This window comes from Streptococcus moroccensis (genome assembly GCF_030812835.1).
In the GTDB taxonomy this organism is placed as follows: domain Bacteria; phylum Bacillota; class Bacilli; order Lactobacillales; family Streptococcaceae; genus Streptococcus; species Streptococcus moroccensis.
Genome location: NZ_JAUSTM010000002.1, coordinates 140,542 through 165,249 on the forward strand (window position 1 = coordinate 140,542; position 24,708 = coordinate 165,249).

At 40.7% G+C, this 24,708-nt stretch carries 19 protein-coding genes and 1 pseudogene; 2 read left to right on the forward strand and 18 right to left on the reverse strand.

Annotated elements, in window-relative coordinates:
• Positions 1–109 precede the first annotated feature (109 nt).
• Positions 110–844: a PASTA domain-containing protein gene (locus tag J2S23_RS01630; protein WP_307121018.1), complete on the forward strand. Its 735-nt coding sequence runs from the start codon at positions 110–112 to the stop codon at positions 842–844.
• Positions 845–937: 93 nt separating this feature from the next.
• Here J2S23_RS01630 and J2S23_RS01635 read toward each other — a convergent pair whose 3' ends face one another.
• The 16 genes and pseudogenes from J2S23_RS01635 to J2S23_RS01710 form a co-directional block, all read right to left on the reverse strand.
• Positions 938–1,732 carry a formate/nitrite transporter family protein gene (locus J2S23_RS01635; protein ID WP_307121019.1) on the reverse strand — a complete coding sequence of 265 codons (795 nt, stop codon included), beginning with the start codon at positions 1,730–1,732 and terminating at the stop codon, positions 938–940.
• 72 nt (positions 1,733–1,804) lie between these two features.
• Positions 1,805–3,049 carry an NAD(P)H-dependent oxidoreductase gene (locus tag J2S23_RS01640; RefSeq protein ID WP_307121020.1) on the reverse strand — a complete coding sequence of 415 codons (1,245 nt, stop codon included), beginning with the start codon at positions 3,047–3,049 and terminating at the stop codon, positions 1,805–1,807.
• Between the two features lie 77 nt (positions 3,050–3,126).
• A complete protein-coding gene (locus J2S23_RS01645) occupies positions 3,127–3,732 on the reverse strand; it encodes an NADPH-dependent FMN reductase (RefSeq protein ID WP_307121021.1) in 606 nt (201 codons plus the stop codon).
• Positions 3,733–4,189: 457 nt separating this feature from the next.
• Positions 4,190–4,471, reverse strand: a pseudogene (locus tag J2S23_RS01650) (GyrI-like domain-containing protein); the annotation flags it as partial.
• Positions 4,472–4,515: 44 nt separating this feature from the next.
• Positions 4,516–5,217 carry a hydroxyacylglutathione hydrolase gene (gloB, locus tag J2S23_RS01655; RefSeq protein WP_307121022.1) on the reverse strand — a complete coding sequence of 234 codons (702 nt, stop codon included), beginning with the start codon at positions 5,215–5,217 and terminating at the stop codon, positions 4,516–4,518.
• Between the two features lie 284 nt (positions 5,218–5,501).
• The gene (trmFO, locus tag J2S23_RS01660; RefSeq protein ID WP_307121023.1) at positions 5,502–6,836 is read right to left on the reverse strand and encodes a methylenetetrahydrofolate--tRNA-(uracil(54)-C(5))-methyltransferase (FADH(2)-oxidizing) TrmFO; all 1,335 of its coding nucleotides are present in this window, start codon (positions 6,834–6,836) and stop codon (positions 5,502–5,504) included.
• 195 nt (positions 6,837–7,031) lie between these two features.
• Positions 7,032–8,024 carry a D-2-hydroxyacid dehydrogenase gene (locus J2S23_RS01665; protein ID WP_307121024.1) on the reverse strand — a complete coding sequence of 331 codons (993 nt, stop codon included), beginning with the start codon at positions 8,022–8,024 and terminating at the stop codon, positions 7,032–7,034.
• 22 nt (positions 8,025–8,046) lie between these two features.
• Positions 8,047–8,805: a DUF3307 domain-containing protein gene (locus tag J2S23_RS01670; protein ID WP_307121025.1), complete on the reverse strand. Its 759-nt coding sequence runs from the start codon at positions 8,803–8,805 to the stop codon at positions 8,047–8,049.
• Positions 8,805–9,467: a SatD family protein gene (locus J2S23_RS01675; RefSeq protein ID WP_307121026.1), complete on the reverse strand. Its 663-nt coding sequence runs from the start codon at positions 9,465–9,467 to the stop codon at positions 8,805–8,807. The genes J2S23_RS01670 and J2S23_RS01675 overlap by 1 nt, the downstream gene beginning before the upstream one ends.
• Before the next feature lie 111 nt (positions 9,468–9,578).
• On the reverse strand, positions 9,579–11,693 hold the full coding sequence (gene topA, locus J2S23_RS01680; RefSeq protein ID WP_307121027.1) for a type I DNA topoisomerase: 2,115 nt from the start codon (positions 11,691–11,693) through the stop codon (positions 9,579–9,581).
• A 135-nt stretch (positions 11,694–11,828) separates the two neighbouring features.
• Positions 11,829–12,812 (reverse strand): GMP reductase, encoded by a 984-nt coding sequence (gene guaC, locus J2S23_RS01685; RefSeq protein ID WP_307121028.1) that lies wholly within the window; start codon positions 12,810–12,812, stop codon positions 11,829–11,831.
• 161 nt (positions 12,813–12,973) lie between these two features.
• Positions 12,974–13,675 (reverse strand): pseudouridine synthase, encoded by a 702-nt coding sequence (locus J2S23_RS01690; RefSeq protein ID WP_307121029.1) that lies wholly within the window; start codon positions 13,673–13,675, stop codon positions 12,974–12,976.
• Between the two features lie 17 nt (positions 13,676–13,692).
• Positions 13,693–14,322 (reverse strand): endonuclease III, encoded by a 630-nt coding sequence (nth, locus tag J2S23_RS01695; protein WP_307121030.1) that lies wholly within the window; start codon positions 14,320–14,322, stop codon positions 13,693–13,695.
• A 268-nt stretch (positions 14,323–14,590) separates the two neighbouring features.
• Complete coding sequence (locus tag J2S23_RS01700; RefSeq protein WP_307121031.1) at positions 14,591–17,314, reverse strand: family 78 glycoside hydrolase catalytic domain; 2,724 nt, start codon at positions 17,312–17,314, stop codon at positions 14,591–14,593.
• A 69-nt stretch (positions 17,315–17,383) separates the two neighbouring features.
• Entirely contained in the window at positions 17,384–19,300 is a 1,917-nt protein-coding gene (locus J2S23_RS01705; RefSeq protein WP_307121032.1) for a glycoside-pentoside-hexuronide (GPH):cation symporter, read from the reverse strand.
• Between the two features lie 38 nt (positions 19,301–19,338).
• Positions 19,339–21,612 (reverse strand): glycoside hydrolase family 3 C-terminal domain-containing protein, encoded by a 2,274-nt coding sequence (locus J2S23_RS01710; protein ID WP_307121033.1) that lies wholly within the window; start codon positions 21,610–21,612, stop codon positions 19,339–19,341.
• 116 nt (positions 21,613–21,728) lie between these two features.
• Here J2S23_RS01710 and J2S23_RS01715 point away from each other — a divergent pair, with 116 nt between their 5' ends.
• Positions 21,729–22,904, forward strand: a complete 1,176-nt coding sequence (locus tag J2S23_RS01715) for an AraC family transcriptional regulator (protein WP_307121034.1) — start codon at positions 21,729–21,731, stop codon at positions 22,902–22,904.
• A 416-nt stretch (positions 22,905–23,320) separates the two neighbouring features.
• On the opposite strand, the gene J2S23_RS01720 is transcribed toward J2S23_RS01715, so the two are convergent.
• Entirely contained in the window at positions 23,321–24,217 is an 897-nt protein-coding gene (locus tag J2S23_RS01720; protein WP_307121035.1) for an aminoglycoside phosphotransferase family protein, read from the reverse strand.
• A gap of 42 nt (positions 24,218–24,259) precedes the next feature.
• Entirely contained in the window at positions 24,260–24,634 is a 375-nt protein-coding gene (locus J2S23_RS01725; RefSeq protein WP_307121036.1) for a GNAT family N-acetyltransferase, read from the reverse strand.
• Between the last annotated feature and the right edge of the window lie 74 nt (positions 24,635–24,708).

Here is a 24,708-nt window from a genome sequence, read left to right on the forward strand (position 1 = left end):
ACTTGTTTTGTCTTATAAAAATAACCGATAAACCAATGAAGTTGACCGCAGTTCAATGATGAGTATGATATAATGAAATAAAAAAACAGGATAAAGGAAATTAAGTGATATGGTGAGAAAAGTCAGCAGTAAAAAGCGTGTTTTAAAGAACATCCCAAAGAAAAAACTCAAACATGTGACAAGGGCATTCTCAGATGTTGAAGACCGTCTCAAAAGCAGCCTTACCCAATGGACGCCAGTGTTTAAAGGAGAGTCTGAACGCAGACGCGCTAATCACCATAACGTGATAAACTTAGCAGACGTAACGACTATGCGCCTTTTAGATGCGATTACTCATCTCAAACGGATTGGTTTTCGACCGCGTCCCATTCTAGTTGATCCTGATCAAAAGTGGTCAGCAGCTAGCCTTAATACTGTGTTGGATATGCAACCAAAACCAGGTTATTATTCCAAAGGAACAATTGTAGACATTTACTACATGGATGAAACAATTAAAGAGCTGGTAGATGAACAGGTTGAGTTACCAGTCCTAAAAGGCTTAACCCTTGAGGCTGCTAGAGAACTTCTGGAAAGAAAAGGATTTAAGGTAAGTCCTGAGCTTGCAATAGCGGACAAAGAGTATGCAACTGCCGAGGTTCGCAGTGTGGTTGACTTTGATCCCAAACCAGCATTATTTACAACCTCTCTCAAACGAGGATCTACCATCACTCTTTACTACACAACTCAGACAACGGTCAACCAAAGCCAACAACTTCTCCAAGAAGAAATGAGCAAACGAAACAACATTGTTGATGCGAGCGGTCAGTTACTGGTGGATAAAATCAATGAGTTCTTGAATAGATGAAGAAACGACCTGTAACTTCTATTTAGTTACAGGTTGTTTTTAGCATTGATACATAATGACACTCCCTAATAAGTAGCCATCAGATCTTTATATCTAACCTTCCTTGTGAGCGGTTTTGGTTTGATTAAGCCAAGCATAGGCAATACCAATAAAGATTCCTGCACCAAGCCAGTTCCCAAAGAAAACCACAATCCACTGACGGAGGACATTAATTACGTTAAAGGCATCAACTTGTCCACGGGCATGGTTAAAGGCAAGTAACATAAAAGAAGCAAAATTAGCTACTAAGTGCTCATTGATCAGGAAAACAAACATGAAGATGGCCGATACAGCGATAAAGAATTTTGCAGATTCTTCTTTGAGGACGATGTAGCCTAAAATGGCCATATTCACAAACATATTGGCTGTGATTCCTTCGATAAAGTTAGACCAGTCTGACTTGCCAAGTTTAATGGTAACAGCTGTCACCACAAAACTGTCGTCTTTTAAGGTCATGAATGAGAAAGATTGGTTAAAGAGATAGGCTAGAATAAGAGCGCCAACAAAATTAAAGAAAGTACAATAAAGTAAAATTTTAGTTGTTTTAGCCCAGCTTATTTTTTTATAATAAGAACCAACAGTTAAGTACATCATGTTAGACGTTGCTAGTTCTCCGTTAAAAATCAAGACAAAGCAAAGACCAATCGCAAAGATAAAGGTAAAGACAAAGCGGGCTAAGGCTGGAAATTGAGCTGAGATAACGTCAGCACCAATAATTCCCACTGCTGTTGACATCGTGAGATAGGCTCCCGCAAACATTGAACGCAGTGCGTAACGCCCTAAACTTTCATCGAATAGGGCTTCCTTTTTGTTGCAAGCAGCTGTGATTTTTTTTTCAAAAAATGACATGTTAAATTCCTTTTAAATCTGTGTCACAAGAAAAGAGATGAGTGACTGCTCACCTCTTTCAGGGGAATATCATTAGCTTTCAGATGCACCTGAGATAGCATCTGTCACGGCAGCATCATTAGCTTCTTCTGAAGCTCCAGATGTTGCATCAGCACCATGTGGGGCGGGTTTTGAATTAGGGATAACAGGAGCTGCTGTTCCTCCTACCAAACGTTGACCAGTAGCTTCTAAATACCAATCTAACCATGGTTTGAAGTTAAAAATGATTTCATTGATACCAGCGTAAGAACCATCAGGATAGTACATCGCTTGGTAATTATGGGTATTGATGATTTCCGGAGGTGTCCCAGGAACAATGGTACGGACATATTCTTGATTACCGTTACGAAGCGTTCCGATGACCCATTCCACGTTTTTCATACGAGCTGGTGGAAGGGTCCCATGAATTGTTCTCATACGGCTACCAACTTGTTCTTTAACACGTTTACCAAGCATAGTTGAAGCTTCTTGGTGCTTGTTATTGTAGTACAAGAATTGGTTGTTATCATCTGCGAATGTCAATTCAAAAGGCATTGCATTGAGAAACATATCCAATTGGTCAACGGTTAAGAGACCATTGCTTAACTTCACATAGGTATTTCCTTCAACAGCATTTACCTGTTTTGAAGCTTTTTCTAGCCATTCTGGATCATCAGGATCAATCCCACGAACTGTAGTTGCAATAGGTTGGGTACAATCTAAGTCTTCTGGTGCAATAGGTTTTGGTTTTTTCAAAGCAGATACCACATCAACATATTTCATGAAGTTATCTAAGCAAGTTTCAAGGAAGTTCACAGTTGCTTCGTTAGTAATGTCACCATTGAGGTCAAAGGCTTCTTTAGCTTTACCCAAAAGAAACTCATTCCCTGGGAGCGTGTAGGCATTGACACCAGGCGCCTCCAAGATTTTACGCAAGTGCACTTGAGCACGTGACGTTCCTTGGTCATAGTATGATGCACCAACAATCATGACAGGCTTATTTTCAAGAGGATGAATCTTGTAAGATAGCCATTCCAAGGTGCTCTTCAAGGCTGGTGTAATCGTGTGGTTGTGTTCAGGTGTGGCAATAATAACACCGTCTGCACGTGTAATTTTATTGTAGAGGTAACGAATGGCAAAGCTATCCGTTTGGTCTTCATCTTGATTAAACATTGGGACATCTTTAATTTCCAATAATTCAATCTCACATTTGACTTTAAAATGGCGCTGCATGAATTGCAAGAGCATGCGGTTATATGATTGCTCGGCATTTGAGCCGACGATAGCAACAAATTTCATCTCAGTTTCTCCTTTGTGGACGTGGCTAGAAGATATTTGACTTTTTATAAACGACTAGCGCTACAGTTCTTCTACTTCTAATCTAAAGATTCCCAGTCAAAGTTTTCAGCTTCTTTACGCAACAAATCTTTGGCATTAGACAGCTTTTCAGTCATTTTAACAAAGAGGCGGAAATCATCAAAGATAGCATCTAATTTTTGGCTAGTCTCAATATCATTCAAATCACCTTCTGAATTAAAGGCTTGAAGAGAATGAGACAAGAGAAACTCGTCTGGTAGAACAGTAGCTTTTAATTCTGGTGCGTTTAAAATCTGGCGCAATTGCAACTGAGCACGAGAAGAACCAAGCGTTCCATAAGAAGCTCCAGTGATCATAACAGGCTTATTAGCCATCGGATAAACACCATAAGATACCCAAGCTAAGGCATTCATCAGAACTGCTGGAATGGAATGGTCATATTCAGGCGTACCAATAATGACACCATCAGCCTCTTCTATTTTTGCAACGAGTTCCTTCACATTTCCAGGAAGAATTCGGTCTGCTGGTTTATCGAATGTTGGTAGGTCTTTTATTTCGACTAATTCTATTTCAGCCTTATCTTCAAATCGTTTTTGCATGTATTGAAGTAACTGACGGTTTGTTGACTTGGCAGAATTTGTACCGACAATTCCAATGAGTTTCATAGGTATTCCCCTTAATTTATTTGATAAATCTATGATAACGTATTCAGAAAGACATGTCAAGCTTAACTAAATTATTTCCTAATTTGTCAACTATTTTGCTTGATTATTTTTTCACAATGATTACCTTCTTTCCTTATTTACCAGGCTATTTTTTTACTAAAACATTGTGAAATTAAATTCAAAAAAATATCACCGCTTATCATTGAAATTAATTTTGGTAAGTGGATATTAAAGTATAATTCTTTCTTTTCCCTGTAAATCTAACATAAACTTGCGATTTTTGATATACTCGCTTATAGTTTCTTGTGAAATTTTTTATTTTTCACTGTCTACTATAAGGGAGGTATGTCACTATATTCTGTTTATCTCATTTAACAATTGGAAAAAATAGACGACAGATGCTTTACTTTCTATCTCCCTATGTCCTGTATTTAATTCTGCTCAACAAAATGATTTTTTAAGCTTTAGTTATTGGAATCCAAAGTTCCATTTTGTAGTCTTTACTATCCATATCACCTTCATAATAATATTCAAAGTCAGGTTTTCCTGAATGCATAAAGCCATGCTCAGGGAAGAAGTTTTCCATCGCATCTTTCCATCCAGTATGGATGCGCTCCAGATCAGAGCCTGTTAAATCCACAACGGCATCCTCTGCTTCTTTCGCTTCCAAAACATTTAAGCCCATGTTTCTTGCTTTGTCTATATCATTAACTCTATAGCCTGCCATAATGTTTGGTGTTTGATTATAAAAGTTTCCCTAAGTGTTCGTCTTCAGGCCTTTTTCTAAAAATGATCTCGTAATGTCCTCAATCTTGTCAATGTTTCAACATCTTCAGCCATAAGAAAAACATTGATTTTCTTCTCAACGCCTATGGTCGAAGGCAAAGTTGGACTACCTTGTTCACCAATGGCTTTCATTTGCTCGTAATAATGTTTAATAAAGGAAGTCGAATTTAGAGTCATGCCAAATCGCAAATTAGTCAGCGTGTATTCGTGACCACAATACACCTTCACCTCATCGGCTAAACTTCTGAAAAAGACCATTGACTGATATTGAGCATCATAATCGCCTGTAAAGACTCTGCCACACCCTGCTGAAAAAAGGGAATCTCCACACAATAAATGCTCCTTATCTACTAAATAGGAAATGTGTTGTTCAGAATGACCAGCTGTCAAAAAGACTTCGATTTGAAAACCGTAGAGGTCAATCTGCTCACCATCTGCTAAAACCGTATGGACCAAGTGACTGACTTCTGCTGGACCATACGTTCTAACATTAGGGTATTTCTCCACGATCTCTCCGATGCCATCCACATGATCAGAATGGACATGCGTGATTAAAATAGCACCTGCTTTTAACTGGTTTTTCTCTAAGTATTCTAGGACGGGTTTAGCCTCCCCTGGATCAACGATAATGGCTTGATCCCCTTGCGACCATACCCAAATGTAATTATCAGCTAATGCTGGAATTGCCTTAATTCTCATAGTTTCTCCTATTCTAATACTTTAACTCTTGTCTGCTTCCTGGTTTCTCCATTTTTTTGTCAACGGCATTGAGACTCCCATGTGTGCTATTGTTCCATCTAAGTTAGCGCAGCCAAAACCGGCATCGATGAGGGCTTTACAAACTTTTTTTCAAAAAAATTTTCGGTAAAAATCATTTAAACTACTCTACCGTTTCGTGTTCTTTAATTGTTTCATATTTTTAGGATAAAAAAGTTAGGTACTCACCTAGCCATTCTAGATTGAACTATGAAACGACCGCCTGCTTAGTAAGCTAGATAGGGATCTAAGTCGGCTAGTGCTCGTTCTGCAATGGCTTCATAGCGTGCTTTCTTATCACGAATCCGAGGGCCTTCAAGCTCCTTGATAATACCAAAATTGACATTCATGGGTTGGAAATGCTTGCTCTCTGTATGCGTAACGTAATAAGGCAGACTGCCAATGGCCGTTGTTTCAGGGAAGAAGATAGGTTCTTCGCCATTGAAGAGGCGCGCAGCATTGATACCAGCAACTAAACCACTAGCAGCAGACTCAACATAGCCTTCAACACCTGTCATCTGTCCCGCAAAGAAGAGATTGCTCTGCTTCTTCGACTGGAAGGCTTGGTTAAGAAGGTTTGGGGAATCCATGTACGAATTGCGGTGCATCACACCATAACGGACAAATTCCGCATTTTCAAGACCTGGAATCATTTGGAAGACACGTTTTTGTTCGCCCCATTTGAGATGGGTTTGGAAACCAACCATGTTGTAAAGAGAACCAGCGGCATTATCCTGGCGAAGTTGAACGACAGCGTAAGGCGTTTTAAAATCGCCATCTCGAGGTCCTTCAAAGTCTTCAGGGTATTCTAGTCCAACAGGTTTCATCGGGCCATAGAGCATGGTTTTGATACCGCGCTTGGCCATGACTTCGATCGGCATGCAACCTTCGAAGTATTTTTCTTTTTCAAAGGAATTAAGCGGTGCTTCTTCTGCTGTTGTCAAGGCTTCATGGAAAGCCATGAACTCTTCCTTAGTCATTGGACAGTTGAGGTAAGCAGCTTCGCCCTTATCATAGCGGGACTTCAGATAAACCTTGCTCATATCGATGGTATTGAAATCAATAATAGGAGCTGCCGCATCGTAGAAATAAAAACCATCACCATCGTTAAAGTCATGAATTTTCGCTGCCAAGGCGTCTGACGTTAAAGGACCTGTTGCGATAACGGTGATCACATCGGTTGGTAATTCTGTGATTTCTTCACGGATAACTTCGATCAGTGGGTGATTGTGGATTTCCGCAGTAACGGCTTCTGCATAGCCTTCACGGTCCACTGCCATCGCTCCACCTGCTGGCACACGGTGGGCTTCACCATTCCGCATGATGATCGAGTCCAAGCGTCGCATTTCTTCTTTCAGCAGACCAACGGCGTTGGTTAAGCTATCGCCACGGAAGGAATTGGAACAAACTAGCTCCGCAAAATTATCTGTCTTGTGTTGCGGTGTAGGTTTTACCCCACGCATTTCATACAACTTCACAGGAATGCCACGTTTGGCGATTTGGTAAGCTGCTTCAGAGCCTGCAAGGCCAGCTCCGATGACATTGATATAAGATTGAGACATGCACTAATACCTCTTTGCTAGGAATCCCTAGCTCAAATCTTTCTATTCTTCTTGAGAAAACAGTGAGATTGCGACGACAAAGTCAAACCTATTTTGGATTCGATTTTCACCCACTCCTATTAATCTCAGATAAATTTTAATACTTCCTGATTATACCAAAAAAGTCGCTGTCTTGCGACTACGACTTCTCTATACCTAGTTGACCCGATTTTGTGTTGTCCCTGTTTTTACAATATCAAGGGTTGCATTTAAAGCGCCTTCGACCAGATTTTTCACAGCTTCATCAGTGAAGTATGCTACATGCGGTGTATAAATCACTTTAGGATGGTGGATTAAGGCTTCAAAGGTTTGGTCTTCAAGCGGTTGACCTGTCCAATCTTTGGGGATATAAGGAGCTTCAAACTCATAAGTATCGATGCCTGCTCCGGCCAATAGTCCGAGATCTAAAGCCTCCAATAGGTCCTCCGTGTTGATTAGTGCACCTCTAGCTGTATTGATTAAAATAGCATCTGGTTTAAGACGTTCAAACATGGCTTTGTCAAAAAGATGGTGGGTTTCAGGACTTGGTGGCATATGGAGTGAAATCACATCAGCCTCTTCGACTGCTTCCATAATAGACTCTTTGTACTCGATGATGCCCTCCATCTGTTCTGAAGGGTAGAGGTCGTAACCAATGACTCGGCATCCAACACTCTTAAACATTTTTGCGGTGGCTTGTCCGATGCGACCAGTTCCTAGGATAGCAACCGTCATTTGACCTAAAACACGTCCACAAATCACATTCTCCCAGCGGAAATTATGCGCTTCAATACGAAGTCGAATGTCCTCTGTTTTACGAATCAATTGCAAAGCAAGGGTCAAAGCGAACTCAGCGATAGATTCTGGGGAATAACTAGGAACATTGGTAATGATGATGTCATTGGCACTGGCTAAAGCCATATTATACATGTCCGTCCCCGCCCCGCGCTGAGCAATCTGTTTGATGCCAAGCTGATTGAGGGCAGGATAAAGCTCAGGCTCTAATTGACCAATTTGCAAGTTGATAATCCCATCAATGCCTGCTAAACCAGGCAATTCATCCATTGTTAAAAGGTGAGGGGTCGTTTCAATGTCGACATTATGCACTTTCCCCCAATTGAGAGCAATTTGCGATTCTTCAGGAGTAGCATTAAACACTTTAAATTTCATAACAATTATAATTTTCTTTCTTTTAGATAATGAAACATAGCCAGGACGCTATTAAGACGGATAGGATACTAAACAACGATCCGATTAAGTAATATTCAGCAAAAGCTGGGTCTTCCGAAATTTTATTATAACGGGCAATGGATTTGGCTGTAAAGACTAAGCCGATTGAGGCAAATTGACCAAAGTAAATGCAAATCCCCATAACAATACGTTCGAGATTTCCAATCGTCGCTCCTGCTCCTTGCATCGTGACATGCTCGTCCTTCTTCTGGTCGATTTGACCGTTTTTCCAGACCACCTTTGAGGGTTGGTATTTGCTAAAATAGACCCTGAAAACCACATTAGCGGGTTTGGTAATCATTAAGAAAAACAGGACCAAACGAAGGCCATCTGCCCAAGGAAGTATGGGATTAGTTAAAGCTATCCCATCGGTAAGAACATGCCAAGTGACGCTAACAATGATAGCGATATGAAGCAATTGATCCAAGGTAAAGGTCAAGCTATCAGAAAGCTTGAGCATTTTTTTGACAGAAGGCTTCAAAAAATCAATGAGCGCGTGGCTAATAAAAACAAGGAGCAATTGCCGATAGAGAGAGGGAACAACGATTCCAACGACTAGTAAAGGCCAGAAAACATGAGCGAGATGTTTAGCCAGAACTTTTTTGTCCCTTTCTTTTTGATCTGCCATAGATTGGTTCTGCAAATGATAATCTGACAAAAAATGGCAACTCAGTAGCGCAACAAAAACAGGGTGTTGGAGAATTTCAGTTACTAGAGGCATTAACGGTCTCCTTCCCTATCTCTAATCAGTTCTTGAAGGGCTAAGCGACACCTCCAGTAAACCTTGAGACCACTACTTTTGAGACGTTTACTAAAAGCACTTTCGTGAAGACCTAGTTTCTCTGCCACTACGTTTTGCTCAAAGGATTCCTGATAGATGCCACGCTCTAGTAAAGCCTTAAAGATCTCTTCTTGGCTAGAGCGCCAGCTAGCTTTAATATGATCAGATGACGCTATCAGGGCATTACCAATCTGATTATCCTTCTCATCCCCGAAATCTATGGCTATTGTGGTGTTGCCATAATCGTTTTTGGTATGAACGATTTCAATGGCAGCTCTAGCGCGCCAATAGGCAGGGCCATCTGCACCGATGCTCTGTTCAGGATCGATGGCTGTTACGATGTCACCAATACCCAGACCGAAACGAATCGCATAAGGCGATAAGGCCACAGTTAATTCATCAATCAATTTAAAAATGGGACAGGTCAGTTGAAAAAGGCCTTGAAACTCATCTCCAAGCGTTACAGTCATGAGGGAGACAAGGTATTTCTTATACTTCTTATTTAGAACCGTTAAGGTTTCTTTGAGGCGTTTTTGAATGTCATAGCGGTCATCCAATTCCTTGGAGTTTACGAAATCACCAATAAGAGCTAGGTACATCATTTATTCCTCCTTTCACACTTTCCATTATACCGGCAATTTTAAAAAATGTCCATTATAACGGAAAGAAAATAAAATCGCCATTATAACGGAAAGTACCAATGGCGATTTTGCTTATTTCACGATTGCTTCTTTATAATCACATTCTGGATCAGAGCATAAGACCTGCTTGCCACCCCCACGGACGGCTTTTTCAACAAGGAAATGTCCCGATTTCGGACAAGACCGCCCCACAGGTTTGTCCCAAGACGTGAAGTCACAAGCTGGGTAACGGTCGCATCCATAGAAGACGCGGTTACGCTTGCTTTTGCGTTCAATCACTTGCCCCTGGCCACAGGTCGGACAATCCACACCAATTTCCTTGGTGATCTGCTTGGTATTGCGACAGTCAGGGAAATTGCTACAAGCATAGAATTTACCAAAACGACCGAGCTTGATTACCATAGGGTGACCACATTCGTCACAGTCAAAGCCGGCAGGTTCATCCTTGATTTGGATTTTCTCCATTTCAGCCTCAGCCTTGGTTAATTCTTTCGAAAACGGTTGGTAGAACTCATCAATGACCTTTTGCCACTGCTCTTTACCAATTTCAACATCATCAAGCTTCTGCTCCATCTCAGCCGTGAACGTTATGTTCACAATATCTGGGAAGAATTCCACAATTAGCTGGTTGACGATTTCACCTAACTCTGTTGGTTCAAAGCGTTTAGCAGCCAGCTTGACATAATAGCGACGCTGAATCGTCTCAAGAGTTGGCGCATAGGTGGATGGACGTCCAACACCGTTTTCCTCGAGCGCTTTGATCAGAGTTGCTTCTGAAAAGCGGGCTGGAGGCTGGGTGAAATGCTGTTCTGGTTTGGTATTGGTGCGCTTTACGGTATCACCAGCAACCATTTCAGGTAGCATCTTGTCCTTGTCCGTATCATTATAGACAGCCAAATACCCATTAAACTTGACCTGACTACCATTAGCAGTAAAGCTCACCCCATTTTGCGAAAGACTAACCTTCATGGTATCAAAGACAGCAGCAGTCATCTGACTGGCTACAAAGCGATTCCAAATAAGGGTATAAAGCTTGAGCTGGTCCTTATCTAGGTACTTAGCAATACTTTCTGGTGTTTGAAAAACGTTTGACGGACGAATGGCTTCGTGGGCATCTTGAGCACCACCAGTGTTTTTGACACGACTACCGTGCTTGGAATAATTGGCCCCAAAGCGCTCTGTGATAAAGTTTGCTGCTTCGCCTTGTGCCACAGGACTGATACGAGTAGAGTCTGTACGCATATAGGTAATCAGACCTTGACTGCCGCTACCGAGATTAATTCCCTCATAAAGCTGCTGGGCAACCATCATGGTTTTCCGGGTTCTGAAGTTAATTTTGTTAGCCGCATCCATCTGCAACGTAGAGGTCGTGTAAGGAAGCGGCGCATTGCGACGACGCTCCTTCTTCTCAACCTGATCAACTGTAAATTCATCAGAAGTCAAACGAGCCAGAACTTCTTTGACCTGACCATTGCTTTCGAGCTTGAGTTTTTTCCCATCTAGACCGTGAAAAGTAGCTTGAAAAGACTTGATTCCCTTTTTAAAGGTACCATCGATAGTCCAGTATTCTTCAGGCTTGAAGGCCTTAATCTCATTTTCCCGATCAATGATTAGTTTAAGGGCAACAGATTGTACCCGACCAGCAGACAGGCCTTTTTTGACCTTTTTCCAGAGAATAGGAGAGATAGAGTAACCCACAATCCGGTCAAGTACGCGACGGGCTTGCTGAGCGTCTACCAAATCTTGGTCAATCGATCTTGGTTCTTTAAAAGCATTTTTAACAGCGTCTTTTGTAATTTCGTTGAAGACGACACGGTTTTTATCCTCAAGATCGAGCTTGAGGATATGAGCTAAGTGCCAAGAAATGGCTTCTCCTTCTCTATCCGGGTCACTTGCGAGATAGACTTTGCCAGCTTTTTTAGCTTCTTTTTTCAAGTCGTTAATCAAAGGCCCTTTACCACGGATATTGATATACTCTGGCTCATAATTGTTCTCAAAATCGATGGACATAGATGACTTTTTCAAGTCACGGATATGGCCAACAGAAGCCACAACCTTATAGTTGCGGCCCAAGTATTTTTCAATCGTCTTAGCCTTGGCAGGTGATTCCACGATGACAAGGTTTTTCTTTGGCGAGCTTTTACTCGTCTTTTTCTTAGTTGTTTTTGCTTTGGTTGCAGTTGTCAAGTTCTTATCCCTTTTCTTAGTAAACTCCAATAGATAGTAAACTATTTTTGAAAGTGTGTCAAGGATTTTCTTTTTTTCTTCAATATAATACATCTAAAGAAGGACAAAAAGAACCACGCCGTGCGTGGTCCCTTCTTAAAGACTGTCCCCATTCCAGATGGAATTTTTAACAATGACATAATTGACAGTCGTCAAACTTTCTAGGTCTCTACCTCCTGCATAGGAAATCGAGGACTGCAAGTCTTGTTGCATTTCAGTTAAGGTGTCAAAGATGCTCCCCTTGGTCGGCATCAAGATTTTTTTGCCTTCAACGTTCTTGTATTCGCCTTTTTGGAATTGTGAGGCAGAGCCGTAATATTCTTTAAATTCTTTACCATCCACTTCAATCGTTTCACCCGGACTTTCATTGTGGCTGGCAAAGAGGGAGCCAATCATAACCATGCTGGCACCAAAGCGAACGGACTTAGCAATATCACCATGTGTACGGATCCCACCGTCAGCAATGATGGGTTTACGCGCTGCTTTGGCACAGAGACGAAGAGCAGCTAATTGCCAACCACCGGTACCAAAACCAGTTTTAACCTTGGTAATGCAGACTTTACCAGGGCCAATACCGACCTTAGTTGCATCAGCACCTGCATTTTCCAATTCACGAACCGCTTCAGGTGTCCCGACATTCCCTGCAATCACAAAGGTTTCTGGTAACTCTGCCTTAATATGCTTGATCATGTTGATGACCGAGTCAGAATGGCCGTGGGCAATATCAATGGTAATAAATTCAGGGGCATCTTCTTTCAGAGAAGTCACAAAGTCATACTCATAGTCCTTAACACCGACTGAGATAGAGGCAATTAGACCTTGAGCGTGCATTTTAGCGATAAAGGGCTTGCGCGCTTCTTCATCAAAACGGTGCATGATGTAAAAATAACCATTTTTAGCTAGCTCTTCAGCTAATTCTTCATTTAAAATGGTTTGCATGTTCGCTGGAACAACTGGTAGCTTGAAGGTGTGGCCACCAAATACCACAGATGTATCTGCCTCAGAACGGCTTTTGACGATACATTTATTGGGGATTAGTTGGATATCTTCATAGTCAAAAACGGGTGAATCGTAGTTCATTTACTCTACCTCAATTGATTTAATGACCTACCTATGCCTTATGAAATAGGCATCGCTACGTGTTTTCCACGCTTCCATAGATTATTTTACCCCAAACGTCCGTTATTTAAAATTAAAGAAGGAGAAATAAAAACAAACATTCGTTATAAACGAACATATGTTTAGTTGCCATTTTTTTGAAGTCTGGTTACTTCTTCTTCTGTAAGAAGGCGGAAATCACCCTCCTCAAGTGATGGATCTAAGGTTAAGCTGCCCATTCGAAGGCGCTTCAGGTGGGTAACCTTATTGCCAAGGGCTAAAAACATGCGTTTCACTTGATGGAATTTTCCCTCCTGAATCGTCAGATGAACCAAATAATCGGACAAAATGGTCAATTCTGCTGGGAGGCATTGGTAACCATCATCAAGAGTCACACCTGTCTTCATCGCTGCAATGGCTTCTGGGGGGCAGGGCTGTTCCAAGGTCACTTCATAACACTTATCGACGTGCTTTTTAGGCGACAAGAGATTATGATTTAGCTGACCGTCGTTTGTCAAGAGCAACAACCCGACGGTATCCTTATCTAAGCGACCAACCGGTGCAACACGCTGGTAACGATCAGGCAAAAGGTCAAGGACTGTCCGCTCCCGCGCATCCTCTGTTGCTGAGATGACACCAGCTGGTTTGTTGAGCATGATGTAGTCAAATGCTGTATAGACAAGCTCTTGACCATCCAAGCAGACACTGTCTTTCTCAGGATCGATTTTCATATCCGACTTTTTAGCTACTTGCCCATTAACTGTTAACCGTTTGGCCTTGACCATGGACTTAGCCTGACTGCGGGAACCAGCCCCAACAGCCACAATAAATTTATCTAACCTCAAGATGGTTACCTTTCTAACTACAAACCTTCAAAATGATACAATTGCGGATATTGGTCACACTCTGGATTTTTGGGGTGGCAAATGGCACGTCCAAAATAAATCATAGCCTGATGAGCTGGCAACCATAATTCTGGTGGTAAGACATCCATGACACGCTGTTCGATTTCAAGCGGTGTAGCCGATTGCTTCACAATCTGGTGGTGCTTACAAATACGAGACACATGGGTGTCAACAGCAAAAGCTGGAATGCCAAAGCCAACAGACATGACGACATTAGCTGTTTTCCGCCCGATACCAGGCAAACTCTCCAACTCTTCTCGGGTCTGAGGGACAATGCCATCAAAGCGCTCAATTAACTGAACAGAGAGCTCATGCATAAACTTAGCCTTGTTACGGTATAGGCCAAGTTTAGCAATATAAGGCGCAATGTCAGATGGCGTGGCTGCTGCTGCCGCTTGAGGGGTTGGAAAGCGCTCAAATAAGGCAGGGGTCGCCTTATTGACTGCTGCATCGGTCGTTTGGGCAGACAGCATGACCGCAATCAACAACTCATAATGGTTTTTAAAATCCAGACTAGGTTGCGCATCAGGGAAAAGGGCGATAATCTCTTCAATGACGTGGCGGGCTTTTTTCTTTGATAAAACCATGGAAACTCCTTCATAGCATTGGTAGTTCATATTATACCATAAGCTAGTACGGGATAAGAAACCATTGATTTATCCCTGATAAAAACTCGGCATGACCGTATCAAACTTCTGGTACCAAGCCAGCACCGCTTCTGCTCTTGTAAGCATGGTTTTTACTTGTTCATCGCCAAAAGGCACTGCCCAAGGAATGGAGCCAATCACGTCTGCGTTAAACTTATTATCAAAATGGATGAAATTTTTTTAATCATGTTTAAATTTGTCGTAGATATTAGAATTCCTGTTTATTAAGCTCATTTATAACTGCTTCATAGAGTGGTCTTGCGTCAGGTGCAGCACCTAGTACTTCAACTAGAGTCATACCACGTGCCATATCAATCATTGGATTATCAAGCATCCCTGGAGCCATCTGGTTAAACATTGCTACAGCTAGTGGTTGTTCTAGAATATCTCCGAAAGTACTTTCCAAACTAAAGCGTAAGAGGGCCAAATCTGTATTGGTTTCATACTCATAATGGTATTGTCCGGAACCAAGTGTGATGAACCCATCTTTTTCTGGCAAGTAAAGCTGAGCTGTCGTATTTACTGGAACAGTTACATCAATGATAATCTGGCTATCACGACAAATCCAGTGACTTGAAATCTCTCCGTAAGGGGTTTCCAAAGTAGCTGTCACCTCATCCAAACCTTTGATAAAGAGCGGTTTGATGACAAAGGTCTTATAGCCTGGTGACGTCTGATTGATACCAGCAACCTTACGATACATCCAGTCTCCAATAGAACCATAGGCATAGTGGTTAAGAGAGTTCATACCAGACTCATCAAAAGTGCCGTCAGGTTTGATAGAGTTCCAACGCTCCCAGATTGTAGTTGCCCCCATATTAACAGCATATAGCCACGAGGGGTAGTCCTCCCTCATAAGAAGAGTTCCTGCTATGTCATGAGCACCATTTTCTGATAAGACATGATTGATATAAGGCGTTCCGACAAAGCCAGTTGACAAGTGATTTTTATGATTTTCAATATTGGTTACAAGAGTCTTGAGAATACGACCACGATCGTTTGGTCTTGCTAAATTGAAGTATAGAGACAAAATGGCACCTGTCTGAGTTTCACTGACAATACGCCCCGTCTTGGTGTAGTATTCATCTTGAAAGGCTGCGAGTACCCTATCATAAAGTTGTTGATAGGTTGTTGCTTCTTTTTTCTTGCCCAATAGCTGAGCCGTTTGACGGACAAGATCTGTCACATAAAGATAGTAGGCATTGGCAATCAGATACTTGTCTGTAGCACCAGTACGATCTGCACTCTCTTCCTTATCCAAAGCCAGCCAGTCACCATATTGGAAACCTGACATCCAAAGGCCATTGTCTTCGGCATGATTGGCGATGTAATCAACCCATTCATGCATGACTGTCCAAGAATCTTCTAAAACACGAAGGTCACCGTAAACTTGATAGACAACCCAAGGCACTACAACTGCCACATCAGACCAGGCAGATGAGCTGTAGGAACCTAGAATATCAGGAACTACGTGTGGTACCCCTTTTTCAAGAGAGGAATCGGCTGCCACATCCTTCATCCATTTACTGAAGAATGGTGCTACATTGTAGTTATAGGCAGCGGTCCAAGAGAAGACCTGGGCATCCCCTGTCCAGCCTAAACGTTCATCACGCTGCGGGCAATCTGTCGGCACATCTAAGAAGTTGCCACGCTGTCCCCAGCGGATGTTGCTCTGGAGTTGATTAATCTTAGGATTTGAAGTGGTGAAAGTTCCTGTTTGCTTCATGTCTGAATGAAGGACACAGGCTGTAAAGTTGGCATTGACATCTTCAAAACCAGTAATTCTGATATAGCGGAAACCATGGAAGGTAAAGTGAGGACGGAAAACTTGCTCAGTCCCATCACAGATATAGGTATCAACAGAAACCGCCTGACGCAAGGTTTCCTTATAAAAATTACCATCCTTATCAAGAACTTCTGCATGTTCAACCACCAATTTTTGACCTGCTTTGCCCTTGACCTTAAGCTCAACCCAGCCAGTCATGTTTTGACCGAAGTCAAGCAAGCGCTCCCCATTTGGTGCAATAAAGTCTGCGACAACTTCACGGCGTTCTGTAATGCGAACGGGTTCGTTTTCTTGAGCCACTAGAGTTGTTTTATCAAATGGCAAGACAAGAACATTACCTTTTAGAATTTGAGGTTGATAGCTGTCAATGGTTTCGCCTAGGTAAATTTCGCTGGATTTAATAGCACCCGTCTCAACAGACCAAGTCTCATCTGTGACAATGATTTCTTTCCTGCCATCCTCATAACAAATATTAAGTTGTAAGAAAGCTCCAACACGGTCACCATAGTGGTGGTTTTTCATTTCAAAGCCCATGATACCAGCATACCAACCTTGACCAACAGTTACAGCAAGTTCATTGTTCTCTGTTAAAGCTTCTGTCACATCATAAATTTGATATTGAAGACGTTTATTGTAAGAAGTCCAGCCCGGAGCCAGATAGTCTTGACCCACCCTTTGACCGTTCAATTCCAATTCATAAACACCCTGGCTAGTCACATAGACAGTCGCCTTATCAACTGCTTTATCAAGTGTGAAGGATTTTTTGAAAATAGGCGGAGCGGTCACACTAGCATCAAAATTATGACCAATCATATCAGCTACAAAATCTTGAGGATTAAAAATACCAGTTGTGAATTGAGTAACTGCTTCTGCAATTTCCCCATGATTGTCTTCAACAGTGATTTTGACCTGATAATTTGTCTCATCTTCTAAATCAGCACCAGCATATTCAATCAGAATAGACTGGTCTGACTCAACCTTGCCACTATCCCATACAAGTAAATCATCATTTGAAACAATAACTTGGTAAGCTTTTTGAACTGTATCATTTTGTCCACTAGCCAATTTCCATGAAAATCGTGGGCGTTTCACAGCTAAACCGAGAGGTTCAGTCTGGTATTCAATAGTTATATCATAAAGTTTCATATTTTTCTCCATTTTTCTTAAAACAAACAGCAAGGATTGAAAAGCCTCCTTTCCAACCCTCGTCTGTATTTAGGCTTTAAGTTCCAAAACCTTATCTGCTTTAGCAACTGTGTCAGCGGCTATAGATTTAATCTCAGTGTAGTCTTTAGTATTGGTTACAAGAAGGACTGTTGTATCGATTAGCCCAGCGGCAGCAATTTTATCCTTGTCGAAATTGCCAATAATATCGCCAGCTTTAACAAAGTCACCTTGAGCAATTTTGAGCTCAAATCCATTACCATTCATGGTTACAGTATCAATACCAATATGAACAAAGATTTCGGCACCATTTGGTGTCACAATATTAACGGCATGACCTGTGGCAAAGGCTAGACTAACCTGACCATCAGCAGGTGCATAGAGCACACCCTCACTTGGTTTGATAGCAATACCTTGACCGATTGCTCCATTTGAGAAGGCTGGGTCATTCACTTCTTGCAATGAGAAGGTTTGACCAGCAACAGGAGCGAGAAGGACTTCACCTTTAACGACTTCTGCTTTTTCGATGGCTGGCGCAGCTTCTTTTGACTCGCCTCCAGCACGACGCTCTGCAATGGCTGCATAAATTTCAACCATACGACCTTCTAAGTCAAATTTACGAAGAGCCAAGAAGATAGCAAGGTTCAAAAGGAGAGGAATGTAGATTGAGAAGGTAAAAATAGCTTGACGGACTGGTTCCGTTGCTACAGCAGCAGAACCATCATAGCTAGCAAGTGCCAAGCACCAGCCGACCATAGAAGCACCGATACCAGTACCAATTTTGTTGGCAAAACTATGGGCACTTGAAGATCGACCAATCATTTTTGATCCAAACTTGTAATCGTTATAATCGACAACCATTCCCATGAGAACACCAGTCAAAGCCATAATAGGAATCCCTGTAAATGTTGTCACAAGTCCAATTGCTGTGTTAAAAATAAAGTGGTCTGGATTTACAATCCTCGCAGTTGTCAAGACTACTGTAATTAATGCCATGTACTTCAAGAGTTTGGTTGGACCAAATTTCTTAACAAGAGGTGTTAAAAGAGCAAATCCAAGGAAGGTTGGAATCAATCCTAATCCACCCATAACCGCAACCAGGTTGTCGTTACCATAAATCCATTTTGCATAATAGGTACCAGAAGTACCAGTCAGACCATACGAAATATTGATGGCAACATTGACAACAAGTAACATCATCCAATATTTGTTTTTGACCAGTTTTGAAAGAGCATCACGCATAGTCATTTGCTCTTCCTCCACGCTCTCAACAACTTCACCTTTGTTTTTGCTATCAACAGCTGACTCTTTTGCAAAAGCAAAACAAATTAGCATTGCAATAACAACTAAGGCACCAAATATTGCGGCTAATTTAATCCAAGCTGCCTTGTCACCTCCCAGCATGTTTGTGACAGGAATAACCAAAATAGCAATGAACATCCCAGATACATACCCAGCAGCAGCACGCCAAGTACCAATATATGACCGTTCTTCCTGACTACGTGTACGAACCAGTTGAAGGGAAACATAAGGGACTGCCATAGCTGTATATAACACGGAAGTTAATAACAAGTTAGTTGCCATGACATATCCCAATTGGAAAATGTCAGTTCCATTTGGTACCATAAACATAGTAATCAGCATCAGACCTGCTGGAACACCGGCCTTAAGCAACCATGGGCGGTACTTTTCCTTACCAGGCTTAGTATTGTCAATAATGTTCCCCATAATAACATCAGTGAAGGCGTCAAAGATTTTATTGACCATGAAGATGGTAGCAATAGCACCTGCAGCCAAGCCAACCTTGTCAGTATAGAAATAGGTTAACTGTCCAACCAATCCCGAAATGACGTTCAATGAAAACATACCTAGAGAATCTGCAAAATAGTCACGAACGCGCATTACTTTTTGAATCCCATCGCGGTCATAGCGGATGGCATTTTTATCTTTTTTAGGTTTCCTAATCATGAAAAGCTCCTTTTAGTAAATTTCTTTATTTTTATATTTTACTGATTGAGAGCATCAACCAGTTGCTGCAAACTAGCCTTCTCGACACCCGGTACAAAACTGAGCAACTGACGCAAGGGCATTCCTTCCATTATGGCTGCGAACATTTCAGCATTCATCATGTCATTTGGTCCTTGTTCTGCTACAGTCGCAGCATCCGCATTGCCAGCCATAACCGAACCCATAGCCTGTTCTAGAATGACCTTGCCATTTTGATCCGCCATAATCTCCCCAATCGTAGAGTTTAAGTCATATACTTTTGGTAAAAGCTGATTAGGAGTTACATGGATAACTTCGCTCATAATAGTGTCCAAGGCTGACTTTCCAAAGCTGATCTTGTAATCTAAATCTTCGACATGCCAGTCGTGAATAGCAACCTCCCAATAGGCAAATGCTCGTTTATCCAGCTCAAATCTGACTGTTTTAGTTTCACCTGCTTCTAAGTGAATTTTATCAAAGGCCCGTAATTCTTTTGCAGGACGAATTAATCTACTATTAATGGGAGAAACATAAAGTTGAATAACTTCCTTTCCTGCTATATTGCTAGTATTTTTGACATCTACAGAGATAGACACTCTTTCTGAATCATTCAGCTTGTTTTTGCTAACAGTCATATTGCTATATTCAAATGTACTATAAGATAAACCATGTCCAAAAGGGAATAAAACTGGTAGATCTTTGGAGTTGTAATATCGATATCCGACAAAGACACCTTCTGAATAAACTGACTGGTCTTTTTCTCCCCCAAAGGTCAGATAGGCTGGCGTATCTTGGAGACGAAGTGGGAAAGTTTCAGCTAAACGGCCACTCGGATTTACGTTACCAAAGAGGATATTTGCAGTGGCACCTCCGACTGCCTGGCCTCCAAGATAGACTTCAAGAACGGCTTGAACCTTATCAATCCATGGCATTTCAATTGCTGAGCCATTATGAAGAACAACAACAATGTTTTTTTGAACAGCAGTTACTGCTTCTATCAAAGCAACTTGATTTGCTGGCATTTTCAAATGTTTGCGATCATAACCCTCTGACTCAAAGCTATCAGGTAGCCCAACAAAAAGAACGGCTACATCTGATTCAGCAGCAAGTTTAACAGCTTCAGCCTGCATTTTCTCATCAATGGCTTCAGTGGCATCATTATAACCAGCTGCATAGCTGATAGTCTTCTCATCAGCAACTGATAGGGCTGATTCAACCTTATGGCTGTTAATATGTGAGCTTCCACCACCCTGAAAGCGAGGTTTCTTTGCATACTGTCCAATATAAGCAATTTTTTGACTGGCACTTAGAGGTAAAATTCCGTCATCATTCTTCAAAAGAACGATGGACTCTTCAGCTAGTTGGCGAGCAACTTCATGGTCTTGGTCTAAAGTGTATGAAATGTTCTTATCACGATTTTCTTCAAAGCGATAAATAATAGTTAAGATTCGCTCAACAGCTTGATCAAGCACCGCTTCATCCAAGTCGCCCGAGCGTACTGCCTCCACAATCTCTAAATCATTCGTTGTATTACCACCAGGCATCTCTAACTCACATCCTGCTTTAAGGGATTTGACACGATCATTCATTGCACCCCAATCGGTCATAACATATCCATCGAATCCCCATTCATTGCGTAAAACATCTGTTAACATTGCCTCACTTTCACAGAGATAAGTTCCATTTAGTTTATTATAACTATTCATGATGGTCCATGGCTTAGCATTTTTGACCATACCTTCAAAAGAAGCTAAATAAATCTCACGAAGAGTACGTTCATCTACTATAGAATCACTTGTCATACGTCGGTATTCTTGGTTATTAGCCAAGAAATGTTTAGGACTTGTCCCAATATTTTTTGATTGGACAGCACTAACATACGCTCTAGCAATTTCTGACGATACTAATGGATCTTCAGATAAGTATTCAAAATTTCGACCACAAAGAGGGGAGCGCTTAATATTCATGGCTGGTCCTAAAATAGTACTGATATTTTCAGCCTGACATTCATTTGCTAAGGTTTCTCCTAAAAGCTTAGCTGTATCACGGCTAAAGCTTGACGCAATAGCGCAACCAGCAGGGAAGCAAACTGCCTTTATACTATCGAGCATACCTAAGTGATCGCCATCTTCAGGTTGTTTACGAAGGCCATGTGGTCCATCTGATACCATTACAGATGGGATATCCATGCGCTTTATGGCTTTGGTATTCCACACATCTTTTCCTGAACAAAGAGATGCTTTTTCTTCCAAAGTTAGTTGGCTAACCATTTTTTTAATTTTTTCTGGTGTCATACAAAATCCTCGCTTGTTTTTTTCGTAATTTTATAATACAATTTATTGAAAACGTTTTATTGTAAAATAAGGTTTTTTATTATAAATTTTGATTTTAATTAGATAAGGATACTTCAATGAACCTAGAAAAATTTTGCCAATCCTTCTACCAAGCGACCTATATACCTATCACAAAAATGACACTACCAGCTCAAGTTGATTATTCTTTTCCTAGGCTAGCTGATCAGCTCCCAATTTTTTCTACATATACAGAAAATATTCATTTTAATAAAAGAACCGATTACTATATTACCAAATCCTTCGCATTCTTTGGTATCATTCAAATCAAAAATAGTCTGGATTATATAGTTATTGGACCTATCTTTAGCACAAGTTTTCTTTCCAATCATGTAGAAGCTTTTATGCAAGAAATGTCTATTCCAAATAATTACAAAGACATTCTTCAAACTCTGTTAGAAAATACCCCTACTTATTCTCTCAACCAATGTCTCCACATGCTCAATTTCCTTAATCTGAATCTGAATAATGAACTCCTAGATTTAACCCCAATAATGACAGCACAAAGCAAGTATAAGACAAACTTTAATCGTCGATTAGCTCAGCAATTGACAGAAAGCAAAGAAGAAAGTCGCATCCACAACACCTACCACTTTGAGCAACGTTTGCTTAAGGCTGTCGAAACAGGAAATACTAGAAGGATTGTGGAAATTCTTAATGAAGCCGGTAATCTTAGCGCTGGTAAGCTAGCCGAAAATACCGTTCGTCAGCAAAAAAATATTTTCATAACTGCTGTAACTTTAGTCACACGAGCTGCAGTTGCTGGTGGTCTTGATGTTGAACAAGCATACAGTTTGAGTGACATCTATATTCAAGAATGTGAGCGTCTAGACGACATTAATAAAATTTTAGACTTGAATCAGACCATGTATTATGATTTCACAAATAGAGTCATTAGACAAAAATTGAATAGCCAGACGAGTAAGGAAGTATTCGTTGCCTTACAGTTCATTCATAATAACACCAATCAAACCATTAAAGTAGAAGATGTTGCACAAATCAGTGGTTATAGTTACTCTTATTTAAAAAAGAAATTTAAAAATGAAGTAGGTAAAACCATCAACGAATACATTATCCAAACGAAACTAGAAGAAGCAAAAGAACTTCTCAAATACTCTGATTTCAGTATCAGTGATATTAGTAACTACCTCTCCTTTTCTAGCCAATCCTACTTCCAAAATCTCTTCAAAAAGTATCACGGTATAACACCATTGCAATGCAGGAAAGGTAAATAGATCGGGTATTTGTCACAGTCATGAGCTATTCACTTTAGTTTTATAGTAAACAATCAAGAAAATGACATTTTGTTCTATATCATTTAGCTTTAACATGCGTGATCTTTTGATCCTGACTATAACTCCATCATATCAACTTGTTTTTACAATTTCCTCTATAGTTCGTATACGACAAAAGACAAGGTCCATGGAGCCTTGTCTTTTGTCGTATAATAGTGGAAATAACAGCAGTCAATAACTAAATATCACTTGTCTTATGGAAAAATATGGCTTTTCCCAGTTTTTGTGCTTATTTTATTGAAGAATTAGGGAATACTTTCTTGATTACTTTATGAACCCTTTTTAAATAGTACCATGTCTTTGATCACTCTTTCTCCTTCCTATTTTTAATTATTTTAACATAAGCTAAGATTAGGTTAGAAATGAGAATCTCCCTCTTTATAAAAACTCGGAAGGATTGTATCAAAATTCTGGTACCAAGCCAGCACCGCTTTTGCTCTTGTAAGCATGGTTTGGACCTGCTCATCACCAAAAGGCACAGCCCAAGGAATGGAGCCAATCACGTCAGTCGCCATGTAGAGCCCCATTAGACCCCAAAAGTTTTCTGGGATTTCTTTTCCCTTAAAATAACCATGGATAAACCCTGTCGCAAAATCTTCTGAAAGTTGGGCATTCCATATCATGCGATTAAACTCTTCATACGGATCACCAATTTCTAAAGTACCAAAGTCAATAATGACCAGTTCTTTAGACGTTTTTTCGATCATCAAATTGCCCACATGGTAGTCTCCATGACACAAACGTTGCGGACGATTATCAAGCAAATGTTTATTGTTCATAATGAAATCAATGAAGACATCACCATCTGGATACAACTCCTTGACCTCGTTGAAAGCCGCAATTTTTCGATCAATTTTAGCCTTATAGTGACTGGCCCAATCAGGTAGTTCTTCATCAATAGAAATATCATGGATAATCTTTAACATCTGACCTGCTTGAACGCCATATTGATACAATTCTTGGGCAGTTAGTCTATCTGCAACATCTCTAAAGTCTTCACCATCAATCCAGTCGTATAGGCTAAAAATGTGATTTTTTTCAAACGCAACATCTAACAACCGAGCTCGTTTTAGTAGTTTGCTAGATAGGTCACTTAGGTATTTTAGCTCTAATTGTTTGCGTTCCGTAAATGACAAGGGAGATATTTTTAGGAAATAAGCTTTGTCTCCCATAAGTTTGTACTTCTTTTCTGGAGAATAACCTTTTTTGATTTGAATTTGTCTAGAGAAATCTATTTCGCTTATAAGAGACATACTATCCTTTCTTAATTAGTTTGTAGTTGACATTCAAAATGGTTAGCCTTTTCCATATTTACGATAGGCTGTTCCAATGGCTCTAAACTCTAACTGCTCATAAAAGCCATCTTCAAAGGATGATAAATCCATGCGTAGTCCCGGATGCGATTGAAAGATAGCTTCGATGAGCATTTGGCCAACGCCTTGTCGACGTCTATTCTGAGCAACGACAATTTCACAAAGATAAATGCTTAAGACGTGGTCTGTGATGTATCTTGCAAATCCACAAACTTCCCCATTATCTTCGACAATCTTCCAGTAGGAATTATTTACTAAGCTTTCAATCATTTCAGTGGTATAAGTCTTCCACCCTTCTTGACTGTATAGCTGATAAATCGTGTCTAAATCTTGTTCTTTAATATGTCTAATGATCATATATAAGCTCCCCATAATGTTAAGCATGAATAAAGTTTCAAAAAAGCTAAACCCATTACTCCACAAAATACATG